The sequence below is a fragment of the Variovorax sp. Varisp46 genome (assembly GCF_059491885.1).
On record NZ_CP168515.1, the window covers coordinates 1,878,509 to 1,902,148 of the forward strand.

Here is a 23,640-nt window from a genome sequence, read left to right on the forward strand (position 1 = left end):
TGGGGGCAAGATCGGGAAGGGACATGCTGTCATTTGAATCGCACCCGGTATTGCGTCAGCAGCGTTGCCACGAGCACCGCGATCAGCGAGGCGGCGACGATCACGTCCGCAATGTAGGTCGGCACGCCGACCGCGCGGCTCATGGTGTCGGCGCCGACCAGCACGCCCGCCACGAACACGCCGGCCGCGATCACGCCCAGCGGATGCAGCCCCGCCAGCATCGCGATCACGATGCCCGTGTAGCCGTAGCCCGGCGACATGTCGAGCGTGACGTAGCTCGTGCGGCCCGCCACCTCGATCGCGCCCGCCAGCCCGGCCAGCGCGCCCGAGAGCAGCGCCACCATCACCACGGTGCGCGTCACCGGCACGCCGGCGAAGGCCGCGGCGCGCGCATTCGCGCCCACGGCGCGAATGTCGAAACCCAGCACCGTGTACTTGAAGACAGCCCACACCGTCACGGCGAGCGACACGGCCCACAGCAGTCCAGTGTGCACGCGCGTCTGCGCGATGAGCTTGCCCAGTTCGAGGTCGGACTGCAGCGACACGCTCTGCGGCCAGCCCATGGCGCTCGGGTCTTTCATCGGCCCGTCGAGCAGCGCCGAGACGCCGAGCAGAACGATGAAGTTGATCAGCAACGTGGTGACGACCTCGTCCACGCCCAGCCGGTTCTTCATGAGCGCCGGGCCCAGCAGCATCAGTGCGCCCGCGATGGCGGCAGCCAGCATCATCAGCGGAAACAGCAGCCAAGGCGACAGCTCGAAACCGGTGCCGCCATGCATACCGCCCACCGCCACGGCGGCCAGCGCGCCAGCGTAAAGCTGGCCCTCGGCGCCGATGTTGAACAGCCGCGCCTTGAATGCGACCGTGGCCGCCAGCCCGGTGAGGATCAGCGGGATCGCGCGCGTCAGCGTTTCGCTCCACGCGAACACCGAGCCGAAGCCGCCCTGCAGAAGCAGCGCATAGGTGCGACCGACCGGAGCGCCGGCCCACAGCACCAGCAGCGCACTGACCGCCATGGTGAAGACGACCGCGCCGATGGGGGCAAGCACCAATGCGGCGCGCGAGGTCTCGTGGCGTCGTTCGAGCCGCATCATGTTGCGGCTCCTTTGGATCGAGGCGCCGTCGCGCCGGCCATGGCCAGCCCGATGGCTTCACGCGTCCACGCGGTGGCCGGGCGGGCTTCGCCCAGGCGGCCGCCATGCATCACGGCCACGCGGTCGCCGAGCGCGAGCACTTCGTCGAGGTCATCGGAGATCAGCAGCACGGCCGCGCCTGCGTCGCGTGCTGCAATCAGTTGCTGCTGCACATAGGCCACCGCGCCGATGTCGAGGCCCCAGGTCGGCTGGTGCGCGACGATCAGGCGCGGCGCGCGGTTCGGGTGCTTCCTGTTGTCGTCGCCTTTGGCCGCTTCGGGCTGCTCAGGCGCGAGCAGTGCACGCCCCAGGATCAGTTTCTGCATGTTCCCGCCGGAGAGAGAACGGGCCGGGGCCATCAGGCCGGCGCCGCGCACGTCGAATGCCTTCTCGATGCGCCGCGCATGCAGCCGGGTGGCGGTGCGTTTCACGAGCCACGACCAGTGCGAGAACACCGGGCTGCGCAGCCGTTCCGACACCGCGTTCTCCCACACCGGCAGATCACCGACCACGCCGACGGCATGCCGGTCTTCCGGAATGCGCGCGACGCCGCGCTGCACCAGCCGGGCCGGCGAGGGCGGCAATGCGCGGCCCATGAATTGGGCGGTGCCAGAGATGGCGCGGCGCGTGCCGCTCAGCAACTCGGCGAGCGCGACCTGGCCGTTGCCGGAGACCCCCGCAATGGCGGTGATCTCGCCCGCGCGCAGCGTCAGCGATACCTCGCGAAGGCCGGCCGAATGGTCCTGCCCGCCGTCCTTGTCCGATACGGTGCTCACGTGATCGAGCACACAGACCGCATCGCCCACTGATCTGGCCGGCCGCCGCTGCGGCGCCTCGACCGCATGCCCGACCATCCACAGCGCGAGCTGCGCCTGCGTGGTGTCGGCGGTGCGCGCCTCGGCTACCAGCTTGCCGCCGCGCAGCACGGCCACGCGGTGCGACACGCGCAGCACCTCGCCGAGCTTGTGGCTGATGAAGATGACCGACAAGCCCTGCGCCACCATCTGCGCGAGCGTGGCGAACAACGCCTCGCTTTCCTGCGGCGTGAGCACGGCGGTCGGCTCGTCGAGGATCAGGATGCGCGCGCCGCGGTACAGCGCCTTGAGGATTTCCACGCGCTGGCGCTCGCCGACCGAGAGGCTGCCGATCTGCACATCAGGCTGCACCGGCAGGCCGAAGCGCCGGGCCACCTCGAGCAGCCTGGTGCGTGCGGCGGCGCGGCGCGACACGGGGAGCCACAGCGGCTCGGTGCCCATCATCACGTTGTCGAGCACGCTGAGGTTGTCGGCCAGCGTGAAATGCTGGTGCACCATGCCCACGCCGGCGGCGAGCGCGGCCTTCGGGTTGCCCGGCGGCAGCGGTGCACCGAAGACTTCGATGCTGCCTTCGTCGGCGACGTAGTGGCCGAACAGGATGGACATCAGCGTCGATTTGCCGGCGCCGTTCTCCCCAAGCAGCGCGAGCACCTCGCCGGCCTGCAGGTCGAGGGAGATGGCGTCGTTGGCGACGAGGGAGCCGAAGCGCTTGGTGATGCCTTCGAGGCGGAGAACGGTCGTGGTGTTCATGAAGGCCTTGCTCTTTCCCCCGGGAAGGGAGGGAGAGGACGCGGGATCACTTCCACGCAGCGAGGAACGCGAGCATGACCTTTGCGGAGTTGTCCGCCGCAATGCCCATGAAGGTGCCCATCTCGTTCTCGCCGTCGCCGCCGCCCGCGAGGTCGCTGAGCGAGCGGAAGGCGATGTAGGGCACGCCATTGGCATAGGCGACCATGCCCACGGCCGCAGTTTCCATGTCGAGCACGTTGGCCTGGAAGGTCTTGTAGGTGTATTCGCGGTAGGCCTTGTTGTCCATGAAGGCCTGGCCCGAGACGCCGTTGCCGCCGACCACCAGCTGCGGCTTGCGCGGCAGGCACTTGCCGGCGCTGCAGTTGGCAAGGTCTACGCTGCGGATGCCACGCGCCACGTCGAGCATCTTCGGGTCGGCCTCGAACCAGAACTTGCGCTGGATCTCGGGGCGCGCCGCCGATCGCACCTCGACCGGGCGCGGGAACATCATGCCGAAGTTCGGCCGCGTGGCGTCGGTGATGAAGGGCGGCGCCGTGTACTTGCCGGGTGCGGTTTCGCGCGCCATCAGCACCTCGAGGTACTGGCCCCACTGGGCCGGCACCGTGACGTCGCCGACGTGCAACGACGGATTCACGCCGCCCGCGATGCCGCTGAACACGATGTTCGTGACACGGAATCGGTCGAGCACGAGCTGCGTGTTCATCGTCGCGTTCGTCATGCTGATGCCCGACAGGAACAGCACCACGGGCTTGCCTTCGAGCGTGCCGGTGGTGAATTCCACGCCGTTCACGCTGTACTTCACCGGGCCTTGCAGGCGCGTCAGCAGCAGCTTGAGCTCGGGTTCGAAGGCCGAGAGCACCGCGATGCGCGGCGTGCTGTCCAGGCGCGTGCTGCTGTCGGTGCTGACGACAGCGGGCGACCTGTAGACGCCGACGCAACCCGAGAGCACGAGGCCGAGCGTGGCGGCAAGCACCGGACCCCGCAGGCGTTGCAGCAATGAAGTGTGGTGGGTCGTCATGAGTTGGTGGGTGGTAGTGCAGGGCGATGCGCGGCATCGGGCGTGGCGATCCAGGCCTGCAGCGCGGGAGCACGCGGGTGCTTTGGCGCCAGGCCGACGAAGGTGGTGTAGGCGGCGAGCGCCTTGGCGTCGTTGCCGGCCTGCAGCTGCGCATCGCCGAGGTTCAGGTAGGCGAGGGCACGGCTGCCGTCCATGTCGATGGCCTGCTCGAACCAGCGCGCAGCCTCGACCGGCTTGCCGCGCTTGAAGTACAGGAAGCCGAGGTTGTTGGCCGCCAGCGCGAAGCGCGGCTGCTGCTTGAGCGCCTCGGTGAAGGCGGCTTCGGCCTCCTCGTAGCGGCGCTCGCGGTACAGCTGCAGCCCGCGGTCGTTGGCGCGCTGGGCCGCCACGCGCGGCGGCAGCGGCGCGGCGGCCGGCATCGTCAGCCTGGCCTCGGCGCCGTCCAGGTTCTTCACCACCACCTCGATGGCGGCGGCGGCCTTGGGCGTCGCCGCGGCGGCATGCACGGCCTGCTCGTTGGCCTCGTCGATGCGCTTGTTGACCTGGCTGGCCGAGGCATCGAGCTGCACGACGTCGCCGCTGAGGCCTTCGCGCTCGGTCGGCAGTGCGAACACGAACTCGCCGCCCTCCGAGCCCGGCAGGCTGCCGAAGGCAGGCGTCTGCCGCGCGATGGCCGAGACGGCAGGCGCCACGTAGGCTGCGAGCTCGGTGCTGGTGATGACGCCGTCGCCATTGAGGTCGGCCTTGCCCGACAGCGCCTGCAGCACCGTCCAGGTGAAGACCGAATGGCCGCCGGGGCCGTCGTCTGCCACCTGCTGGTCGGCGCCGCCGGCGGTGATCATCTGGCGGCCGATGCGGCGCGCGTTGTCGCTCAGGAAGTTCTTGCTGCCGCGCGGCCCGCCGCCCCGCGTGAGGCCCAGGCCCGAGTAGCAGGCGTCCACCATGAACAACACGTGCTTGGCCGACAGCGCCTCGGCCACTTCCTGCAGCTGCGGCATGGAGATGGCGTCGGCCGCCAGGTCGTCGAGCGACGCATCGACCGGGATGATGTAGCCGACGTCGCGCCCGCTCGCGAGCTTGCGGGTGCTGCCATGGCCGGCGAAGAACACCAGCACGCGGTCGTCGCGTTTCACGCGCTTGCTGTCGGTCAGCTTGTCGTTGAGCGTGCGCAGGATGTTGGCGCGCGTGGCATCGCCGTCGTACAGCGCCGTGACGTTCTCGGGCTTGAAGCCGAAGCGCGTGACCAGCGCCTGTTCCATGGCCTTGCCGTCGAGCACCGCGTGATGCAGACCGGGCCACCTGGCGTACTTGTCGATGCCGATCACCAGCGCGTAGCTTTCGCGGTAGAGCGTGTCGCCGGCAGCGGCGGCGGCAATGCCGTCGTCCGGTGCCGCGCGCTTGGGCGCATTGACGACGAACTTGCCGTCGCGCCAGGTGGCGAAGCGGTAGCCGTCGGCCACCAGCTGGTCGAGTACCGTCGGCAGCGCCTGCACGGTGCGGCCCTGGATGTCGTGGAACAGGATCACGCCGTGCTTGGCCTTGTCGACCTCGGCCAGCACGCGGTCGGCGATCGACTTGGGCACCGGGTCGGCCCAGTCCATGGAGTCGACGGTCCACATCATCGAGCGCAGCTTGAGCGCCTCGACCGTGCTGAGCTTGTCTTCGTTGCGCGCGCCGTAGGGAAAGCGGAACAGCGTGGATTGCGGGCGGCCGGTGACGTCGAGCAAGGCCTCGGTTTCGGTGGCCTCGGTGCGCACCGCGTCGTCGCTCATCTTCGCCATCATGCCGTGGCTGAAGCTGTGGTTCGCCAGCACATGCCCCGCGGCCAGCACGCGCTTGGCCACAGCGCCGTTGGCGCCGAGCTGGGCCTTGCCCTGGGCATCGAGCTTGCCGAGGTTCTGGCCGAGCTCGAAGAAGATGGCCGGCGCGTCGTAGCGCTTGAGGATCTCGAGGATCTCGTCCGTGTGCTTGGCGTGCGGGCCGTCGTCGAAGGTCAGCACCACGGTCTTTGGGGGCAGCGAGGTGCCGAAGATCTCGCGCGAATCAGCGGCGCTTTCCTTGGCACCACCCGCGGGCTGGGTGTAGGGGACGATGGCGCCGAAGTCCTTGAGGATCTTCTCGCGCGAATAGATGCCCTGGAGCTTGGCCACGTAGTCGGCCCATTTTTCCCGCTTGGGCTCGATGCCGCGCTGCGCGAAGCGGCCGAACACGTCCTTCAGTTCACGGTCGTAGGCCTGCTCGATCTCGGCGAGCACGACCAGGTCTTCGCTGGCGCGGCGGCCGAGCTTGAGGCCGGACAGCGACTGCGCCTGGCCGTAGCGCGTGCTCAGCTCACCGAGGAATTCCTTGAACGCGAGGCGGTCGGCATCGAACCAGCTCGGCTCGCTTTCGATGCGGTCCAGCAGCGCGTTCAATGCGGGCACCGTGGCCGGGTCGGATTCCTCGCCGGCCTGGGCGACCAGTGCACGCTGGCGCTCCTGCATGTCATGGAACAGCAGTTGCCCAACCGCGCCGACCGCGCGCTTCTCGGCCGCGTCGAGCGTGCGCTCGCCGGTCATCAGCACGATCATCTGCCGGTGGGCGGCGAGCAGGGCATCGGCACGCTCCTGCAGCTGGGGCGGGATGCCGACCGGCGACGCGGCCACTGGGGGTGCTGCCGCCGATGCGGCCATCGCAGGAGGCGTGGCCGCCGCGGCGGGCGCCGCCGCAGCCACGGGTTGCTCACGCTGGCACGCGGCGAGGCCGAGCGCCAAGGCCACGACAGCCACGGCCTGGCTTGCGGTCTGCCACCGCACACGATTCATTTGCATTCGACGATGCCTACTTTGCGGTGGACTTGGGCTGGCTGTCGTCCACCTTCACCGTGAACTTGCCCGACAGGATGTCGGCCTGCCTGGCCTTCACCTTGGCGACGATGTCTGCCGGCACCTTCTTCTCGAAGGTGCCCAGCGGCGCGAGCTCGGAGCCCTTGTGCTTCATCTGTGCGTACACGCCGTAGTCCTCGGCCACGAACTTGCCTTCCTTCACGAGCTTGATCGCGCGGTCGGCAGCGGGCTCGAAGTTCCACAGGGCGGAGGCTACCACCGTGTCGGGGTACTGGCCTTGCGTGTCGATCACGTTGCCGATGGCGAGCTTGCCCTTTTCCTTGGCCGCGTCCGAAACGCCGAAGCGCTCGGCGTACATCACGTCCGCGCCCTTGTCGATCATGGCGAAGGCTGCTTCCTTGGCCTTCGGTGGGTCGAACCAGCTGTTGATGAAGCTCACGCTGAACTCCACCTTCGGGTTCGTTTCCCTGGCGCCTGCCATGAAGGCGTTCATCAGGCGGTTGACCTCGGGAATCGGAAAGCCGCCGACCATGCCGATGCGGTTGCTCTTCGTCATGCCGCCCGCGACCATGCCGCTCAGGTAGGCCGGCTCCTGGATGTAGTTGTCGAACACGCTGAAGTTGGGTGCCTGCGGCTTGAGCGACGAGCCCATCAGGAAGGCCACCTTGGGAAAGTCCTTGGCCACCTTGCGCGCAGCCGCCTCCACGCCGAACACCTCGCCCAGGATCAGCTGGTTGCCGCCGGTGGCGTACTCGCGCATCACGCGTTCGTAGTCGGCGTTGCTGACGTTCTCGGTGGCCTTGTATTCGATCTCGCCGCGCGCCTCGGCCGCCTTCAGCGCCTTGTGGATGCGGCCCACCCATTGCTGCTCGAACGGCACGGTGTACACCGCCGCCACCTTGAGCTTGGCCTGTGCGAACGCCAGGCCGGGCGCGCCCGCCGCAAGCGCTGCGGCGATGGCGACGGAACGAATGATCAACTGACGGCGTGCTGTCACGGTGCTTCTCCTCGGTCTATGAAAAAAACGTGGCCTCGATGGCGCATCTGTTCGGGGCACACCGCGGAACCGGCTTTGCCGGGCCGCTGGTGTTGCCCCCGGTAGGGGGAAGGCGAAGCGACACGAAGTGCGCGCAGCCTGGGGGCGAGCCTTACTTCGTGCCGAAGATCCGGTCGCCCGCGTCGCCGAGGCCGGGCAGGATGTAGCCGTGGCTGTTCAGCTCGCGGTCGATCGCGGCCGTGTAGATCGGCACGTCCGGATGGGCCTTCTGCATGGTTGCGACGCCTTCGGGGCAGGTCAGCAGGCAGACGAACTTGATCGACTTGGGGTTCAGCTCTTTCAGGCGCTCGACTGCGGCCACGGCCGAGTTGCCGGTGGCCAGCATCGGGTCGACCACGATCACGTCGCGGTTCTCCATCTCGCCCGGCATCTTGAAGTAGTACTCCACGGCCGTCAGCGTCTTGGGGTCGCGGTACAGGCCGATGTGGCCGACGCGCGCGCCCGGCACCACGGTCAGCATGCCGTCCAGGATGCCGGTGCCGGCACGCAGGATCGACACCAGCACCAGCTTCTTGCCGTCGATGACCTTGGCCTGCATGGTCTCGAGCGGGGTCTCGACCTCGATGTCCTGCATCGGCATGTCGCGCGTGACCTCGTAGGCCATGAGCATGCTGATTTCATTGAGGAGCCGGCGGAAGCTGTTGGTGGACGCGTCCTTGCGGCGCATCAGGGTGAGCTTGTGCTGGACGAGGGGGTGGTTGACGAGGTGGACGTTGCTCATTGGAATTTTTTCTATCGTTGCTGAAAACCGGGAGTCTAGAAGACAGTGCCGTCGCTCTCGATCAGCAGAGGCGGAGCACCGTCACGCAAGCGCTGTGCCAGAGCCCGGCCCGCCGCCCAGGTGCCGCCTTCCAGAACGCAGGCCAGCGGCAATTCTTCCTCGGTGCGGTCGAGCACCTTGCGCACGCGCGGTGCCACCTCGTCGAGCAGCGCCACCGTGAGAGCGCGCCATTCGACGATGAACTCGTCGCCCACCTTCCAGCGGCGCTCGAGGAAGGCGGGGTCCTTCGGCACGATCACGCCGCTGTCGATCAGCAGGCCGCCGTTGCGGTACTCGGGCAGGGCCGTGAGCGCGTCGAGGTGCCGCACCTTCACTCCGGCCCACTCGAAGGGCTCGAGCAGCGAGTACGTGAGCCACTGCGAAAGCTTGTGGAAGGGCATCCAGCCATTGGTGAGGCCGGGTCCGCGCACCGCGCTGTGCCGCCAGCAGTCGCCCAGCGCAAGCGCCGGGTCGCCCGAGCCGATGCCGCCTGCACTGTCGCTGCCGTCGGCGGCAATGCTGTCGACCGCGCTGGCCGCCGGCCAGATGCGCGAGAGCGTCTCCAGCAGCAGCGAAAGAATCTGGTGCGCGGTGATCTCGGCGGTGGGCGGCGTGGCGGCGCCGAAGGGCGCCACGAGGGCGTCGAACATGCCGGCGGGGCGGCCGTCCTCGCCGAAGGTCTCGGGCTGCTCGCTCATCGCTTCGCCAAGCCGGCGCAGCAGCACCGCGCGGCCCGCGAGGCCCACCAGCGGATTGACTTCGCTGACCTGGAACGCGTCGCCGAGCCGGTCGGTGACGAGGCCGCGCAGGCCGGCCGCATCGGCCTGGCAGGGATGGTCGGGGTTCGACGAGAAAAGTCCGCTGGTGAAGGCGTGGAAGCTCGCCACGCCCAGCCCTTCGGAACGCGTGAAGCGCGCGCCCGTGGCCGGCTCGGTGTAGCCCCAGTCGGGGCCTGCGCCGGCGTCGAGCAGCACGCTCACCAGCACGAGGTCGATGTGCGCGCGGGCGCGCTGCCGTGCATCGATGCGCGGACCGAGCAACTCGTCCAGCTGCTTCAGCCGGTCGGCGCCCCCCGCCTCGAAATGGCGCCAGCGGCTGTGGTATGGGATGGTGTCCCACGGATAACGCTCGCGCGTGACCTCCGCGACGGTGCGTGCGGCGTCTTCGAGCGTGTCGTCGCCGCCGAGGCGGAACCACTGCGATTCGCCCCGGCGCGCGCGCGCCAGCAGGGCGCCCGCGCGCTGCCGGATGGCGGCTGTGGTGCGCAGCAGGCTGGCAGCGCCGGCAGGGTGCGCGGTGTCGGCCGTGAATTCGATGGACGGGTCGATCTCGCCCGCGCCGCCCGGCGGCAAGCTGCCCGATCCGTCGACCGGCATGTTGTCGAATTGGTCGTGACTGTTGCTCATTCGGCGAGTCCCCGGCCTTTGGCCTTCTTGAGTTCGTCGGCGTCCGGCACCGGGCCGGGCGTGAAATAGCCGGCGGCCATCTTCGCGTCCATCTCGACGCGGGCGTCCGCTGGAATCAGCTCGTCGGGAATGTTCACCCGCTCGCCGATCTCGATGCCCGAGCCGGTGATCGCGTCGAACTTCATGTTGCTCATCGACACGAGCCGATGGATCTTCTTGATGCCGAGCCAGTGGAAGACGTCGGGCATCAGCTCCTGGAAGCGCATGTCCTGCACCCCGGCCACGCACTCGGTGCGCGCGAAGTACTGGTCGGCCGTGTCGCCGCCGACCTGGCGCTTGCGCGCGTTGTAGACCAGGAACTTGGTGACCTCGCCGAGCGCGCGGCCTTCCTTGCGCGAGTAGGCGATCAGGCCGACACCACCGCGCTGCGCACCCTGGATGCACTCCTCGATGGCGTGCGTGAGGTAGGGCCGGCAGGTGCAGATGTCGGAGCCGAACACGTCGGAGCCGTTGCACTCGTCATGGATGCGCGCGGTGAGCTCAACGTCGGGATTGGCCAGGTCGCGCGGATTGCCGAAGATGTAGAGCGTCTGCCCACCGATGGGCGGCAGGAACACTTCGAGGTCGGAGCGCGTGACCAGCTCGGGGTACATGCCGCCAGTCTCTTCGAACAGCGTGCGGCGCAGGTCGGTCTCGGAGCAGCCGAAGCGCCGCGCCACCTCGGGCAGGTACCACACGGGTTCGATGGCGGCCTTGGTGACCATCGCGGCGCCACCGGCGGTGAGGAACTTGCCATCGGCCTTGAGGCGGCCGCTCTGCAGCGCCTCGATCACCTCGGGCAGGATCACGTGGGCCTTCGTGATCGCGATGGTCGGGCGGATGTCGTAGCCCGCCGCGAGTTCTGCAGAAAACACATCGGCCACCAGTGCGCCCCACGGGTCGAGCGACACGATGCGGCCCGGATCGCTCCACTGCGGATACGGGCCGATCACGTCGGTCGGCGCGGTGTTGGTCAGGTCGGCTTTGTGCTCGCGCTTGAGCGCCCCTGCCGCCACCGCCAACGCGCGGTACACGCTGTATGAACCGCTGTGCGTGCCGATGACGTTGCGGTGCGCGCGCTTGGTGGTGGTGCCGACGACCGGCCCTCGTTCGGTGGCGGTGGCCGCGCCCCACTGGATGGGCAGGGCGCCGAAGCCGCCCGCGTGCGAGGTAAGCCGGATGTGGCCGGTCGACGTCGAGGGATGGAGCGGGGGGAGGGGCGTGACGCCGCCGGGGACGGAAGGGATCGTTGTACTGTCTGCAGACATTGGAGGCCCTCAAAAAACACAATGTACCGATGGCGTGTGGCGCTTGCAAGCGGATGGCTTGGGCACAATCAGCCGGAATCTTTTTTCGACACGGCTGTAACCGGCCGGCCCGATGGCACGAAACACAATAAGCAGCAGGGTGAACCCGAGCGACGCGGAAGCGGCGCTGCGCAGCCTGTTCCTTCGCGGCCTCGACGGCGACGCGAAGGCCTACCGCGACTTCCTGCAGCGACTCAGCGCGCACCTGCGCGCCTTTCTGGGCAAGCGCCTCTTTGGCTGGCCCGATGAAGTGGAAGACCTCGTCCAGGAATGCCTGCTCGCCATGCACAACCAGCGCCACACCTACCAGAGCGACCAGCCGCTGACGGCCTGGGTGCATGCGATTGCGCGCTACAAGATGATCGACCTGCTGCGCGCCAAGTCGGTTCGCGAAGACCTGCATGACCCGCTGGACGACGACCTGGCTGTGTTCACCGAATCGGCCGAGGAGGCCAGCGATGCGAAGCGCGACCTCGGCGGCCTGCTCGAAACCCTGCCCGAGCGCCAGCGCCTGCCGATCGTGCACGTGAAGATCGAAGGCCTGTCGGTGGCGGAAACCGCGAGCCTGACCGGCATGTCGGAGTCGGCCGTGAAGGTCGGTATCCACCGCGGGCTCAAGGCGCTGGCGGCGCGGTGCGGCAGCAATTGGGGAAGTGCGGCATGAAGACCGACGATCTCGTCGCGATGCTGGCGAATGGCGAGGTGGCCGCGCCGCGCCGCCGCGCCGGCCGGCGCATCGGGCTGGCGGTGCTGCTGGGCCTGCCGCTCTCGTTCGCGATCCTGTTCGCCGGGTATGGCGTGCGGTACGACATCGTGCAGGCCATGTTCTGGCCGATGTTCTGGGTCAAGGTGCTGTTCCCGCTGTGCATCGCAGCGGCCGGCTTCGTGGCCGTGGAGCGGCTTGCGCGGCCGGGTGTGGCGCCGCGGCGCGCCTGGGTCGGCGCGGCGCTGCCGGTGCTCGGGGTGTGGGTGCTGGCGGTGGTCGCCTGGTTCACCCTGCCGATGGAAGCGCGCATGCCCTCTCTGATGGGGCAGTCATGGCGCATCTGCGCGCTGAGCATCGGGCTGATGGCGCTGCCGGTGTTCGCGGCCACGCTGGTGGCGCTCAAGGGGATGGCGCCCACGCGGCCGGCGCTGGCGGGGGCCGCGGCCGGGGCGCTGGCCGGAGGCGTTGGTGCCGCGATCTATGCGCTGCACTGCATGGAACTCACCGCGCCGTTTCTCGCAGTCTGGTACGTGAGCGGGATCGCGGTGCCGGTGCTGGCTGGCGCCGCGCTGGGGCCGCGCCTGCTGCGCTGGTAGGCGGCCCCCGAGGGGGCATCCTCAGCGCTTCTTGCTGCCGAAGATCCCGCCCAGCACCCCGCGCAGGATCTCCTTGCCTACCGAGGTGCCCATCGTGCGCACCGCCGACTTGGCCATGGTCTGCACCAGCCCGTCGTGCTTCGCGCCGCGCGGTCCAGTGGTGCCGAAGAGCATGTCGTTGAGCATGCCGCCCATGCCGGAGCCGGACGATTCGGCCGCGGGCTTGCCACCCGCGCCAACCGCGGGCGCGTCGGGTGCGCTCTCGGCGCGGCCCTTGAGCTTTTCGTAGGCCGATTCGCGGTCCACCGTCTTCTCGTAGACGCCCGCGACCAGCGAGCCCGCGACCAGCGCCTTGCGCTGGTCGGGCGTGATCGGGCCGAGCTGGCTGCCCGGCGGCAGCACGAATACGCGTTCGGTCACGCTCGGGCGGCCCTTTTCGTCGAGGAAGCTCACGAGCGCCTCGCCGACCGCGAGTTCGGTGATGGCGGTTTCGATGTCGAGGCCCGGCTTCTGGCGCATGGTGCTGGCGGCCGCCTTCACGGCCTTCTGGTCGCGCGGGGTGAAAGCGCGCAGCGCGTGCTGCACGCGGTTGCCCAACTGGGCCAGCACCGTATCGGGAATGTCCAGCGGGTTCTGCGTGACGAAATACACGCCCACGCCCTTGGAGCGCACCAGGCGCACCACCAGCTCGATGCGTTCCACCAGCGCCTTGGGCGCCTCGTTGAACAGCAGGTGGGCCTCGTCGAAGAAGAAGGCCAGCTTGGGCTGCTCGGGATCGCCGATTTCGGGTAGCTGCTCGAACAGCTCCGACAGCATCCACAGCAGGAAGGTGGCGTACAGGCGCGGCGAGTTCATGAGCTTGTCGGCCGCGAGGACGTTGATGACCCCCTTGCCGCCCACGGTCTGCATGAAGTCGGCGATGTTGAGCATCGGCTCCCCGAAGAACTTGTCGCCGCCCTGGGTCTCGATCTGCAGCAGGCCGCGCTGGATGGCACCCACGCTGGCGGCGCTGATGTTGCCGTACTGGGTGGTGAACTGGCTCGCGTTCTCGCCCACGTACTGCAGCATGGCGCGCAGGTCTTTCAGGTCGAGCAGCAGCAGGCCGTTGTCGTCGGCGATCTTGAACACCAGGTTCAGCACGCCGGCCTGTGTTTCGTTCAGGTCGAGCATGCGGGCCAGCAGCAGCGGGCCCATGTCGGAGATGGTGGCGCGCACCGGATGGCCCTGTTCGCCGAACACATCCCACAGCGTGACGGGGCAGGCGGAGGGCTCGGGCAGATCGATGCCGCGTTCTTTCAGCGTGGCGGCCAGCTTGTCGCCGATAGTGCCCTTTTGGCTGACGCCCGTCAGGTCGCCCTTGACGTCGGCCATGAACACCGGCACGCCGATGCTGGACAGCTTCTCCGCGATGGTCTGCAGGGTGACGGTCTTGCCGGTGCCGGTGGCGCCGGTGATCAGGCCGTGGCGGTTGGCCAGGCTGGGGAGAAGATTGCACTCGATGGCTTCATGCCGTGCGATCAGAAGGGGGTCGGCCATGGGGCGCTCCGGGTCGTATCGAAGCGGGTAGTCTAGGGCCTGTGCACCCTGTGCAAGGGGGTCGCGAAGTTCGCCACAGCCAGCCCCTTTTCGAAGCAACGCGACCCCCTTGCACAGGGCGAACAGGCCCTAAGCGGCCCTCCTATAATCCACGACCCGCACGATAGTTCAGGCAAAAGTTTCAGGAGGTTTTTTTGTCATCGACTGCTCAGCCCCCCATTCCCGCCACTGGCGATGCCTCCGAACAGTCGCCGATCGAAAAAGAGCTGGCCGTGCTGCTCGTGAGCGCGCTGAATCTCGAAGTGGCCCCCGAGGACATCGTGCCGACCGAACCGCTCTATGGCGAAGGCCTGGGACTCGACTCCATCGACATCCTCGAAGTGGCGCTCGAAGTCTCGCGCCGCTATGGGTTCCAACTGCGTTCGGACGACGAACGCAACCAGCAGATTTTTCAGTCGCTGCGCACGCTCGCGACCCACGTCGCCCAGCATCGCGTAGCTTCCTGATCCCATGTCGCGATGGCGAATAGCACTCCTGTTGGTGGTGGGGGTTGCATATGCCGGCCTCTCTCACTGGATGACGCTGTTCCACGCCACGGAGCCATGGGCGGTGGTGGTGTTGCTCGGCCCGCTCTGGCTCGCCGCCATGGGCCTGGCCGCCAGCTGGTTCGGCCGCTGGGGCCTTGCCGCCGTGGCCGTGCTGGGCATTGGCGGTTTTTCGCTCGTCTTCCTTGGTGAGGCGGGCGATCCCAACCGGCTGTACGTGCTGCAGCACGTGGCCATCAACGCAGCCCTGTGCGGCTGGTTCGGCTCGACACTGCGCGGCCGCGGCCTGCCGCTGATCACCCAGTTCGCGCAGCGCGTGCATCCGCTCAAGGGCCACATGCTGGCCTACACCACGCAGCTCACGCGCATCTGGACCGGCTTCTTCGCACTGACGGTGCTGGCGTCGATCCTTATCTACCTGACACGGCCGTTCTCCGAGTGGTCGCTGTTCGCCAATGTGCTGTCGCCGGTGATGGTGACGCTGCTGTTCGTCGGCGAACACCTGCTGCGCTACCGGCTGCATCCCGAATTCGAACGCACGCGCCTCGTGGATGCGGTGCGCGCGTTCTACGGCACATCGTCGGTGGACACCAGCCCCGGCGGCCAATGACACAGGCGCTGCCAGCGTGACGACAGACCTTCGCTTCCTGCCACTGCTCGCGAACCGAGACCCCGACGCCCCCCTGGCGTGGCGCGCCGGTGTCCCCGTGAGCGCGCGGCAATTCCTGGCCGACGTGGCCCGCTTCGCACCTGGGCTTCCGGGCGAGGGGCCGGCCGTCAATCTCTGTGCTGACCGATACGCCTTCGCCGTGAGCCTGGGCGCGGCGCTGGTGCGCGGCCATGCCAGCCTGCTGCCGCCCGACGCGCGGCCCGACACGCTCGCGCGCCTGCTCGAATCCGGCGGCCCGCATCTTTTTGCGCTCACCGATGACCCGAAGCTGCAGGCCCCGGGCATGCAGCGCGTGCTGTTCGAAAACCGCGCGAGTCCTGGCGGCGGTGCCGATGCCGATAGCGCGGTGCCCGCGATCGACGCGGCCATGCACGCAGCCAGCCTGCTCACCTCGGGCTCGACCGGCGTGCCGCAACCGCACGCCAAGACCTGGCGCACGCTGGTGGGCGACGTGGCGGTGGCCGTCAAGCGCCTGTGCCGGGTGCTGGAGCGTCCCTCGCTCGAAGGCCTCACGCTGGTCGCGACCGTGCCAGTGCAGCACAGCTACGGGCTCGAATCGTCGGTGCTGCTCGCAATGCTCGGCGGCGCAGCATTCGAAAGCGGCCGGCCGTTCTTTCCGGCTGATGTCGCGAAAACTCTGGCCTCGGTGCCGCGGCCCCGCGCGCTGGTCACCACGCCGTTCCATCTCAAGACATTGCTGCTCTCGGGGATCGAACTGCCGCCGGTCGACCTTATTTTGTCGGCCACCGCGCCGCTGTCGCCGCAGCTTGCGCAGCAGGCCGAGCAGGCCATGGGTGGCGTGCTGCTCGAAATCTACGGCAGCACCGAGTCGGGCCAGGTTGCCACGCGCCGCACCACCGACAGTGAAATCTGGGAGACCTTCGGCGAGATTCGCGTGCACGCCGAGCCCGCGGCCGACGGAGGCCCCGAGCGCTTCATCTTCAGCGGCGATTTCATGCCCGAGCCCACGCCGATGGCCGACGTGCTCGAACTGCTGGACGAACGCCGCTTCCGCCTGTTCGGCCGCGCCAATGACCTGATCCACGTGGCGGGCCGGCGCAGCTCGCTGGCGCACCTGAACTTTCATCTCAACAGCATCCCCGGCGTGGACGACGGCGCCTTCTGGCTGCCCGACGAGGTAGCCGACGGGGTCGTGCGGCCGGTGGCCTTCGTGGTCGCGCCCGAGCTCTCGGCGGGCGACATCATCGCGGCCCTGCGGCAGCGGCTCGAACCCGTGTTCGTGCCGCGCAGGGTGGTGCAGGTCAAGGCGTTCCCACGCGAAGGCACGGGCAAGCTCACAGTGCGTGCGCTGCGCGAATTCGCGCTGGCGCAACTCGCCGAAGACGACACACCAGTGCAGATGGCGCACATGGTGCCGGCGGATCACCCCGTATTCGCCGGCCATTTTCCCGGCCAGCCCCTGCTGCCTGGCGCGCTGGTGCTGGCCGAGGTCATGGAGTCGATCCGGCGCGTGCCGGCCCTGGTGGCGCGGCTGGGCGCACATCCCACGCTCGCCGCGGCGAAGTTCCTGTCGCCGGTGCGCCCGGGCGCTGCGCTATCGATCGAATTGCACCCGGAGGCCGGACCCGGCCGCGGCGTACGTTTCGACGTTCGCTGCGACGGCGTGGTGACCGTCACCGGCCGCTGGACGGCCGTGCAAGAGTCCGCGTGATGAAACACGCCGACGTTGAAGCGCGCGCCTTGAAAGAGGCTGCCCGGGCAGGGGAGGCGGCCCCGAATGGCGAGCGCGGTGAAAGTGGGGGCTGGGCGCATGCGCCAGAGCGCAGCAACATGCTTGCGCTGCGTTTCATCGTCGGGATGGCGCTGGTGTGCGGGCGCCACGTCACGCGCCTGCTGCTGCCGCCCATCGCGCTCTACTTCCTGCTGTTCGCACCGGCGCAGCGCCGGCACATCAAGCGCTATCTGTTCAGGGCCATCGGCCCGCAGGCGGGTTGGGTCGACGGTTTCCGCCTACTGTACGCCTTCGCTTCGACAGTGCTCGACCGCGTCTACTTCCTGCGCGGGCGCATGGACCTGTTCAAGGTCAGCATCGAGGGCAACGTGTCGATCGAGTCGGAGATCGCACAAGGGCGGGGCGCCTTCCTGCTCGGCGCCCACGTCGGCAGCTTCGAGGCGCTGGGCGCCTGCAAGCAGCAGACGCACCAGCGCAACCTGCGCCTGGCGATGCTGATGTACCCGGACAACGCGCAGCGCATCACGGCCATCCTCAACGCCATTGCGGTGCCTGAACTGCGGCCGCACGTCATCGCGCTGGGCCGGCCGCATTCGATGCTCGAACTGCGCGACTGGCTCGACGGCGGCGGCCTGGGCGGCATGCTGGCCGACCGTACGCTGCCGGGCAGCGAAGACCAGCCCGCGCACCAGCGCGGCAACAACATCGTGCTGCCATTCCTCGGGCAGCCGGCGGTTTTCAACGACGGACCCTTCCGGCTGGCGGCTCTGCTGCGCCGCAAGGTGTTCTTCATGGCCGGGCTCTACGGCGGTGGTGCCCGCTACGATGTCCGGTTCGACCCGCTGGCCGACTTCGGCGAGGCGGTCTGCAGCCCCGCGGAGCGCGAAATGCGCATCCGCGCGGCCGTCGAAGCCTATGTGGCACGCCTGGAAGCGCTGTGCCGCGCGTATCCCTACAACTGGTTCAATTTCCATGATTTCTGGCTCGAAGATGCGGCTTGACTGGCTTTGCAGGGCATGCGTGCTCGCGCTGGCCTTCTGCGCCGTGCCAGCCTGGGCGGCGTTCGACCTGCCCGAGCTGATGACGCTGCTGGCCAAGCAGAAGAGCGGGGAGGCTCGCTTCACCGAACAACGCTTCGTGCACGGCCTCGAAGGCCCGCTCGACGCCAGCGGCACGCTGAGCTTCGATGCACCCGACAAGCTGGTGCGCCGCACGCTGTCGCCGCGCATCGAGACCATGGCTGTCGAGGGCAACACGCTGACGCTTTCGCGCGGCGGCCGCACCCGCACGCTGGCGCTGGACAGCATGCCCGAGCTGCTCGGCCTGGTAGAGGCCATGCGCGGCACCCTCACCGGCGACGGCGCCACGCTGCAGCGCTATTTCCGCAGCACCGTGTCGGGCTCGGCTGCCAAGTGGACGCTCGACCTCGTCCCGATGGACAGCCGATTGGCCGCGCAGGTGCGCAGCATGCGCATCAGCGGCCGCGCGAGCGACGTGCTGGGGCTCGAGATGGAGTTCGTCGGCGGTGACCGCTCGGTCATGAACATCACACCGGGCAACGCGGCTCCATCCAGCGCGCCCGGACGCACCACGCCGTGATGCCGCAACAGCAGGCAGGCGGTCCGCCGGGCTGGCGGCGCAGAGCGGTCGTGCTGCTGGCGTGGCTGCTGGTGCTGCTGTGCGGTGCCGTCGTCATTGCGCGCACGCAGATCGGCGCGGATCTCTCCGCCTTCCTTCCCAAGAGCCCGGACGTGCGCCAGCGCGTGCTGATCGAGCAGCTGCAAAGCGGCGTCGCCTCGCGCACGCTGATGCTGGGCATCGAGGGCGGCAGCACCGAGCAGCGTGCCGCCGTATCGCGTGCTGTCGCCAAAGACATGCGCGAGAGCAAGCTGTTCGATCTGGTCCAGAACGGCGACGTCGGCGACTGGAGCGAGGCGGGAGCCTGGGTGCTGCAGCACCGCTACCAGCTGTCGCCAGGCGTAGTGCCCGGGCAGTTCACCGCCGAGGGTCTGCGCGACGCCATCAACGAAACCCTGTCGATGCTTGGCACGCCGGCCGGCAACGTGATCAAGCCGTTTCTCGACCGCGACCCGACCGGCGAGACACAGCGCATTGCGATGGAGCTGGTGCCCGCCAGCGCGCCGCGCAGCGAAGACGGCGTGTGGATGTCGCGCGCCGCGCCGCGCGCGCTGATGATCGCCACCACGCGCGCCGCCGGCAGCGACCTCGACGCGCAGGCCGTGGCCATCGCACGCGTGCACGCCGCCTACGAGGCCGCGACGCGCGGCATGGGCGCAACGGCACCCAAGCTGCTGCTGAGCGGGCCGCCGGTGTTCTCGGTGATGAGCCGCGACAAGATCAAGACCGAAGCGATCCATCTCGCGGTGGTGGGCGGCATCGTCATGGGGGGGCTGCTGTTGCTGGCGTTCGCCTCGCCGCGTGCGCTGGTCATCGCCTTCCTGCCCGTGGCCACGGGCGTGGTGATCGGCACGGCGAGCGTGAGCCTCGTGTTCGGTTCGGTGCACGGCCTCACGCTGGGCTTCGGCAGCACGCTGATCGGCGAGACGGTCGACTACGCCATCTACTACCTCATTCAGGCGCGGGGCGCGGCCGTGGCTGGCACCGGCTGGCAGCGCTGGCGCGATCTGAACTGGCCGACCGTGCGGCTCGGCCTGCTGACCTCGGTGTGCGGCTTTGCGGCGCTGGTGTTCTCGGGCTTTCCGGGACTGGCGCAGCTGGGCGTCTTCTCCATCGCCGGCCTCGTCGCGGCCGCGCTGGCCACGCGCTACGTGCTGCCGGTGCTGGCGCCCGATGGCGCCACCGGCATGGGCATGCGCAGGTACATGGCGCAAATGGCCGGCGCGCTGGTGCGCGGCCTGCCGCGCCTGCGCTGGCCGCTGGCGGCGCTGGGCGTGGCCGCGCTGGCGCTGGTGCTGTGGCAGGGCGGTCACCTGTGGCGCGCCGACCTGGGCGCGATGAGTCCGGTGCCCAAGGCGGCCCAGCAGCTCGACGAGATGCTGCGCAACGACATCGGCGCGAGCGATGGCGGCGTGCTGGTGGTTGCCTACGGCGACGACGAACAGGCCGCCCTGCGCAACACCGAGGCGGCCGCGGCGCGGCTCGATGCGCTGGTGGAGCAGGGCGAACTCGTCGGCTACGAAACCGTGACGCGCGTGCTGCCGAGCGTGGCGGTGCAGACGGCGCGCATCGCGAGCCTGCCGAACGCCGAAACGCTGCGCGCCAATCTGGCCGAGGCGACCAAGGGGATGCCGCTGCCGGCTTCGCGCCTGGGGCCGTTCCTGGCCGACATCGAGGCGGCACGCAAGCTGCCGCCGGTGGAGCGCGCCGAACTGGCCGGTGGGCCGCTCGGTTCGATCCTGAACACGCTCATGTATCAGCGTCCGGGCGGCGGATGGGGCACGCTGGTCGTGCTGCACCCCGGCGCCAAGTTCGACCAGGGCCGTCTCGAAGCAGCCTTGGCCGGCCTGCCCGAAGTGCAGGTGGTCGACGTCGGCCGCGAACTCGCGGGCCTGTACCAGCGCTACCTGCACGAGGCCTTCGTGCAGGTGCTGCTCGGCGCGCTGGCGGTGGTGGTGCTGCTCGGCATCTACCTGCGTTCGTGGCGCCGGCTGCTCGCCGTGTGCCAGCCGCTGCTGTTCGCGGTGGTGCTCACGCTCGGCGGCATGGCCTTGCTGCAGGCGGCGCTCGGCATCCTGCATCTGGTGGGGCTGCTGCTGATCGTGGCGGTGGGGTCGAACTACGCGCTGTTCTTCGACCAGCTGCGCACGACCGGGCGGGCCGACGAAGACACGCTGGCGTCCCTGATGCTGGCCAACCTGACGACGGTGGTGTCGTTCGGTCTGATCGCGATTTCGGACATCCCGGCGTTGTCGTCCATCGGTCGCGTGGTTGCGCCGGGCGCGCTGCTGGCGCTGCTGCTGTCGGCGGCGTTTGCGCGGAGTGTGGCGCCTGCGAAAGCGGCGCGCCCCTGATGGGAAAATCGGCCCCCATGTCTTCCGTTCCTGCGTCCAAAGAATCCTGGCCCTGGCCGCCGGCCATTCGCGCCAGCGCGGCATGGCACGTCGCGGCCATCGGCGCGGGCGTGCTGGTGCCGGGCGCGTTGCCGTGGGCCATCGGCGCGATCGTGCTGAACCATGCGCTGATCACCGGCGCCGGCCTCACGCCGCGCAGCAGCCTGCTCGGCCCCAACGTCACGCGGCTGCCCGAAGCAGCTGCCGCGCGCCGCGAAGTGGCGATCACCATCGACGACGGGCCGGAGCCCGAGGTGACACCGCAAGTGCTTGACCTGCTCGATGTGCACGGCCAGCGCGCCACGTTCTTCTGCATCGCCGAGCGGGTGCTGGCGCATCCCGAACTGGCGCGCGAGATCGTCGCGCGCGGCCACAGCATCCAGAACCACACGGCGCAGCACCGGCACAACTTCTCTTTTCTCGGGCCGCGCGGCTTTGCAGCCGAGATTGCGCGGGCGCAGGACATCCTCGCCGACACCGTCGGCCAGCGCCCGACCTGTTTCCGCGCGCCGGCCGGCCTGCGCAACCCCTTCCTCGAACCCGTGCTGCACCGCCTCGGCCTCTCGCTCGTGAGCTGGACGCGGCGCGGCTTCGACACGCGCGAAGGCGACGCCGCCAAGGTGATGGCGCGCCTGAGCCACAACCTGCAGGCGCGCGACATCCTGTTGCTGCACGACGGCAATGCCGCGCGCACCGCCAAAGGACAACCCGTTTTGCTGGAGGTATTGCCCTTGTTGCTCGAACGTCTGCGCGCCGATGGATTGCGCGCTGTTACCTTGCCCGAAGGGCTGAAAGCATGAGCGCGGTGATGCCCTCGTCGTCGACCGACAACGCCTGGCGCGAGCTGCACGAGGCCGCGACCGTTCCCTACCAGAAGGGCGGCAGCTTCGCCTGGCACTTCGCACGCGGCAAGCTGGGTCGCGATCCGGTGTTTCGCGGCTTGCTCGAACATCGGCTGGTCGGCGCGCAGCACAGCCGCGTGGTCGACATCGGCTGCGGCCAGGGCCTGTTCGCAAGCCTGCTGGCGTCGATGAGCACGATGCAGAAGCAGGGCCGCTGGCCGTCGTCATGGCACGCCACCACGCACGGCGCAGACTACACCGGCATCGAGCTGATGCCGAAGGACGTGGCGCGCGCCGAGGCCTCCATCGGCCATCTGCAGCCTGCGCCGAAGCTGGTCTGCGCCGACATGTGCTCGGCCGCCTTGCCGGACTGCGACCTTGTCGTGATCCTCGACGTGCTGCACTACGTGAACCTTGAAGCGCAGGAAGGCGTACTGCTGCGCGTGCGCGACGCGCTGCGACGTGGCGCCAACCCGCAGGCGCAGCAGCAGCCGCGGCTTCGCGATCAGCCAGTGGGTCGATCGCACCGTCACGCGCATCCGCGGCCACAAGGTCTCGCCGACCTGGGGCCGGCCGCTGGCCGACTGGACGGCGCTGCTGCGGCGCCTGGGCTTTCGCGTGCAAAGCATCCCGATGAGCGCGGGCACGCCCTTCGCCAACGTGCTGCTGGTGGCCGACCTGGAAGGGGCCGCATGACGGTGCCGCAGACGCTCGACCGTGCCGGCATTGCGCAGCGCATTCCGCACAGCGGCAGCATGTGCCTGCTGGAGCGGCTGGAGAGCTGGGACGCCGAGGCCATTCGCTGCAGCACCACCACGCACGCACAGGCCGACAACCCGCTGCGCACCGAGAGCGGACTGCTCGCGCCCAACGCCATCGAATACGCGGCGCAGGCCATGGCACTGCATGGCGGCCTGCTGGCTGCCGAGGGCAGCACGCCGTCGGCGGGTTTCCTGGCGAGCGCGCGCAACGTGAAGCTGGCGGTGGCGCGCCTCGACGACGTGCCCGGCGCGTTGCAGGTGGGAGCCCGGCGCCTGTCGGGCGACGACCGCCAGATCCTCTACGAATTCACGGTGAAGGCGGACGATGGCCGCATGCTGGCCGAAGGCCGCGCCGTGGTGGTCCTGAACACACCGCTTGCTGCAGAAAGCATGACATCGCCATGAGTCTCGAAGGAAAACGCGCGCTGATCACCGGCGCCAGCGGCGCACTTGGCGCCGCCATGGCCGAACGCCTTGCGCGGGACGGCGCCACGGTCCTGCTACACGCCAATTCGCGGCCCGAGGCGGTCGAGCAACTGGCCGCATCGATCACGGCGGCGGGCGGCAAGGCGGAGTGCCACGTGTTCGACCTGTGCAGCGACGAAGCCTCGGCGGCGGCGTGCGCGCGCATCCTGGAAGGCGGGCCGGTCCAGATCCTCGTCAACAACGCGGGCGTGCACGACGACGCCGTGCTGCCGGGCATGCGTGCCGAGCAGTGGCACAAGGTGATCGACGTATCGCTTAACGGTTTCTTCCGCGTCACGCAGCCGCTGCTTCTGCCCATGATGCGCACGCGGTGGGGGCGCATCCTGAATATCTCTTCCGTGGCCGCGATTGCGGGCAACCGGGGGCAGGTCAACTACGCCGCGGCCAAGGGCGCGCTGAACAGCGCGACCAAGGCGCTGTCGCTCGAAGTGGCATCGCGCGGCGTGACGGTGAACGCGATTGCACCCGGAATCATTGCATCGCCGATGGCGGATGCGGTGTTCGATCCCGCGGTCATCAACCAGATGGTGCCGGTGAAGCGCGCTGGGACGCCCCAGGAAGTGGCTGCGCTGGCCGCCTTCCTGGCGAGTGACGAGGCGGCCTACATCACGGGCCAGGTGATCTCGATCAACGGCGGGATGATCTGAAGATCTGCCGCCGGGAT

Annotated in this window: 20 protein-coding genes and 1 pseudogene; 12 read left to right on the forward strand and 9 right to left on the reverse strand. The window is 68.9% G+C overall.

What is annotated here, in order from left to right; genetic code table 11:
* Positions 1–29: 29 nt before the first annotated feature.
* The 8 genes from ACEN9N_RS08870 to ACEN9N_RS08905 all read right to left on the reverse strand — a co-directional run bounded on the left by ACEN9N_RS08870 (position 30) and on the right by ACEN9N_RS08905 (position 11,071).
* A complete protein-coding gene (locus tag ACEN9N_RS08870) occupies positions 30–1,091 on the reverse strand; it encodes an ABC transporter permease (RefSeq protein WP_413313612.1) in 1,062 nt (353 codons plus the stop codon).
* A complete protein-coding gene (locus tag ACEN9N_RS08875) occupies positions 1,091–2,698 on the reverse strand; it encodes an ABC transporter ATP-binding protein (RefSeq protein ID WP_413313566.1) in 1,608 nt (535 codons plus the stop codon). Before ACEN9N_RS08875 ends, ACEN9N_RS08870 begins: the two co-directional genes overlap by 1 nt.
* A 46-nt stretch (positions 2,699–2,744) precedes the next feature.
* A complete protein-coding gene (locus ACEN9N_RS08880; RefSeq protein ID WP_413313565.1) occupies positions 2,745–3,716 on the reverse strand; it encodes a 5'-methylthioadenosine/S-adenosylhomocysteine nucleosidase in 972 nt (323 codons plus the stop codon).
* Entirely contained in the window at positions 3,713–6,526 is a 2,814-nt protein-coding gene (locus tag ACEN9N_RS08885) for a polysaccharide deacetylase family protein (protein WP_413313564.1), read from the reverse strand. Before ACEN9N_RS08885 ends, ACEN9N_RS08880 begins: the two co-directional genes overlap by 4 nt.
* A gap of 10 nt (positions 6,527–6,536) precedes the next feature.
* Complete coding sequence (locus tag ACEN9N_RS08890) at positions 6,537–7,538, reverse strand: BMP family protein (RefSeq protein ID WP_495655875.1); 1,002 nt, start codon at positions 7,536–7,538, stop codon at positions 6,537–6,539.
* A 151-nt stretch (positions 7,539–7,689) separates the two neighbouring features.
* The gene (gene upp, locus ACEN9N_RS08895; protein ID WP_007837874.1) at positions 7,690–8,319 is read right to left on the reverse strand and encodes a uracil phosphoribosyltransferase; all 630 of its coding nucleotides are present in this window, start codon (positions 8,317–8,319) and stop codon (positions 7,690–7,692) included.
* Between the two features lie 35 nt (positions 8,320–8,354).
* Complete coding sequence (locus ACEN9N_RS08900; protein WP_495655876.1) at positions 8,355–9,764, reverse strand: URC4/urg3 family protein; 1,410 nt, start codon at positions 9,762–9,764, stop codon at positions 8,355–8,357.
* Positions 9,761–11,071: a GTP cyclohydrolase II gene (locus ACEN9N_RS08905; protein ID WP_007837869.1), complete on the reverse strand. Its 1,311-nt coding sequence runs from the start codon at positions 11,069–11,071 to the stop codon at positions 9,761–9,763. The genes ACEN9N_RS08900 and ACEN9N_RS08905 overlap by 4 nt, the downstream gene beginning before the upstream one ends.
* A gap of 112 nt (positions 11,072–11,183) precedes the next feature.
* Between ACEN9N_RS08905 and ACEN9N_RS08910 the strand changes: the two genes are divergently transcribed.
* Positions 11,184–11,774, forward strand: a complete 591-nt coding sequence (locus ACEN9N_RS08910) for a sigma-70 family RNA polymerase sigma factor (protein ID WP_007837861.1) — start codon at positions 11,184–11,186, stop codon at positions 11,772–11,774.
* On the forward strand, positions 11,771–12,412 hold the full coding sequence (locus ACEN9N_RS08915; protein WP_495655877.1) for an NrsF family protein: 642 nt from the start codon (positions 11,771–11,773) through the stop codon (positions 12,410–12,412). The genes ACEN9N_RS08910 and ACEN9N_RS08915 overlap by 4 nt, the downstream gene beginning before the upstream one ends.
* Before the next feature lie 21 nt (positions 12,413–12,433).
* Here the strand turns inward: ACEN9N_RS08915 and ACEN9N_RS08920 are convergent, their stop codons facing one another.
* The gene (locus ACEN9N_RS08920; RefSeq protein WP_495655878.1) at positions 12,434–13,948 is read right to left on the reverse strand and encodes a helicase HerA-like domain-containing protein; all 1,515 of its coding nucleotides are present in this window, start codon (positions 13,946–13,948) and stop codon (positions 12,434–12,436) included.
* Positions 13,949–14,142: 194 nt separating this feature from the next.
* Here ACEN9N_RS08920 and ACEN9N_RS08925 point away from each other — a divergent pair, with 194 nt between their 5' ends.
* The 10 genes and pseudogenes from ACEN9N_RS08925 to fabG all read left to right on the forward strand — a co-directional run bounded on the left by ACEN9N_RS08925 (position 14,143) and on the right by fabG (position 23,623).
* On the forward strand, positions 14,143–14,454 hold the full coding sequence (locus ACEN9N_RS08925) for a phosphopantetheine-binding protein (RefSeq protein WP_007837856.1): 312 nt from the start codon (positions 14,143–14,145) through the stop codon (positions 14,452–14,454).
* A gap of 70 nt (positions 14,455–14,524) precedes the next feature.
* On the forward strand, positions 14,525–15,103 hold the full coding sequence (locus tag ACEN9N_RS08930; RefSeq protein ID WP_235507914.1) for a COG4648 family protein: 579 nt from the start codon (positions 14,525–14,527) through the stop codon (positions 15,101–15,103).
* A gap of 16 nt (positions 15,104–15,119) precedes the next feature.
* Entirely contained in the window at positions 15,120–16,835 is a 1,716-nt protein-coding gene (locus ACEN9N_RS08935) for an AMP-binding protein (RefSeq protein ID WP_495655879.1), read from the forward strand.
* Positions 16,835–17,857, forward strand: coding sequence for a lysophospholipid acyltransferase family protein (locus tag ACEN9N_RS08940; RefSeq protein WP_007837853.1), 1,023 nt, complete (start codon positions 16,835–16,837; stop codon positions 17,855–17,857). Before ACEN9N_RS08935 ends, ACEN9N_RS08940 begins: the two co-directional genes overlap by 1 nt.
* Positions 17,829–18,455, forward strand: coding sequence for a LolA-related protein (locus ACEN9N_RS08945; RefSeq protein WP_413313557.1), 627 nt, complete (start codon positions 17,829–17,831; stop codon positions 18,453–18,455). Before ACEN9N_RS08940 ends, ACEN9N_RS08945 begins: the two co-directional genes overlap by 29 nt.
* On the forward strand, positions 18,455–20,848 hold the full coding sequence (locus ACEN9N_RS08950) for an MMPL family transporter (RefSeq protein ID WP_495655880.1): 2,394 nt from the start codon (positions 18,455–18,457) through the stop codon (positions 20,846–20,848). Before ACEN9N_RS08945 ends, ACEN9N_RS08950 begins: the two co-directional genes overlap by 1 nt.
* Positions 20,848–21,687: a polysaccharide deacetylase family protein gene (locus tag ACEN9N_RS08955; RefSeq protein ID WP_007837848.1), complete on the forward strand. Its 840-nt coding sequence runs from the start codon at positions 20,848–20,850 to the stop codon at positions 21,685–21,687. The genes ACEN9N_RS08950 and ACEN9N_RS08955 overlap by 1 nt, the downstream gene beginning before the upstream one ends.
* A pseudogene (locus ACEN9N_RS08960) lies at positions 21,684–22,425 on the forward strand (class I SAM-dependent methyltransferase). The gene ACEN9N_RS08955 and the pseudogene ACEN9N_RS08960 overlap by 4 nt, the downstream one beginning before the upstream one ends.
* Positions 22,422–22,895 carry a hotdog family protein gene (locus tag ACEN9N_RS08965; RefSeq protein ID WP_007837846.1) on the forward strand — a complete coding sequence of 158 codons (474 nt, stop codon included), beginning with the start codon at positions 22,422–22,424 and terminating at the stop codon, positions 22,893–22,895. The pseudogene ACEN9N_RS08960 and the gene ACEN9N_RS08965 overlap by 4 nt, the downstream one beginning before the upstream one ends.
* Positions 22,892–23,623, forward strand: coding sequence for a 3-oxoacyl-ACP reductase FabG (fabG, locus tag ACEN9N_RS08970; RefSeq protein ID WP_130426171.1), 732 nt, complete (start codon positions 22,892–22,894; stop codon positions 23,621–23,623). The genes ACEN9N_RS08965 and fabG overlap by 4 nt, the downstream gene beginning before the upstream one ends.
* Positions 23,624–23,640: the final 17 nt, after the last annotated feature.

Excerpts from the sequence above, each read along its gene's own strand:
- ACEN9N_RS08870 (WP_413313612.1), bottom strand. The coding sequence starts at position 1,091 with ATGCGGCTCGAACGACGCCACGAGACCTCGCGCGCCGCATTGGTGCTT.
- ACEN9N_RS08875 (WP_413313566.1), bottom strand. The coding sequence starts at position 2,698 with ATGAACACCACGACCGTTCTCCGCCTCGAAGGCATCACCAAGCGCTTC.
- ACEN9N_RS08880 (WP_413313565.1), bottom strand. The coding sequence starts at position 3,716 with ATGACGACCCACCACACTTCATTGCTGCAACGCCTGCGGGGTCCGGTG.
- ACEN9N_RS08885 (WP_413313564.1), bottom strand. The coding sequence starts at position 6,526 with ATGCAAATGAATCGTGTGCGGTGGCAGACCGCAAGCCAGGCCGTGGCT.
- upp (WP_007837874.1), bottom strand. The coding sequence starts at position 8,319 with ATGAGCAACGTCCACCTCGTCAACCACCCCCTCGTCCAGCACAAGCTC.
- ACEN9N_RS08900 (WP_495655876.1), bottom strand. The coding sequence starts at position 9,764 with ATGAGCAACAGTCACGACCAATTCGACAACATGCCGGTCGACGGATCG.
- ACEN9N_RS08905 (WP_007837869.1), bottom strand. The coding sequence starts at position 11,071 with ATGTCTGCAGACAGTACAACGATCCCTTCCGTCCCCGGCGGCGTCACG.
- ACEN9N_RS08910 (WP_007837861.1), top strand. The coding sequence starts at position 11,184 with ATGGCACGAAACACAATAAGCAGCAGGGTGAACCCGAGCGACGCGGAA.
- ACEN9N_RS08915 (WP_495655877.1), top strand. The coding sequence starts at position 11,771 with ATGAAGACCGACGATCTCGTCGCGATGCTGGCGAATGGCGAGGTGGCC.
- ACEN9N_RS08920 (WP_495655878.1), bottom strand. The coding sequence starts at position 13,948 with ATGGCCGACCCCCTTCTGATCGCACGGCATGAAGCCATCGAGTGCAAT.
- ACEN9N_RS08930 (WP_235507914.1), top strand. The coding sequence starts at position 14,525 with ATGACGCTGTTCCACGCCACGGAGCCATGGGCGGTGGTGGTGTTGCTC.
- ACEN9N_RS08940 (WP_007837853.1), top strand. The coding sequence starts at position 16,835 with ATGAAACACGCCGACGTTGAAGCGCGCGCCTTGAAAGAGGCTGCCCGG.
- ACEN9N_RS08945 (WP_413313557.1), top strand. The coding sequence starts at position 17,829 with ATGATTTCTGGCTCGAAGATGCGGCTTGACTGGCTTTGCAGGGCATGC.
- ACEN9N_RS08950 (WP_495655880.1), top strand. The coding sequence starts at position 18,455 with ATGCCGCAACAGCAGGCAGGCGGTCCGCCGGGCTGGCGGCGCAGAGCG.
- ACEN9N_RS08955 (WP_007837848.1), top strand. The coding sequence starts at position 20,848 with ATGGGAAAATCGGCCCCCATGTCTTCCGTTCCTGCGTCCAAAGAATCC.
- ACEN9N_RS08965 (WP_007837846.1), top strand. The coding sequence starts at position 22,422 with ATGACGGTGCCGCAGACGCTCGACCGTGCCGGCATTGCGCAGCGCATT.
- fabG (WP_130426171.1), top strand. The coding sequence starts at position 22,892 with ATGAGTCTCGAAGGAAAACGCGCGCTGATCACCGGCGCCAGCGGCGCA.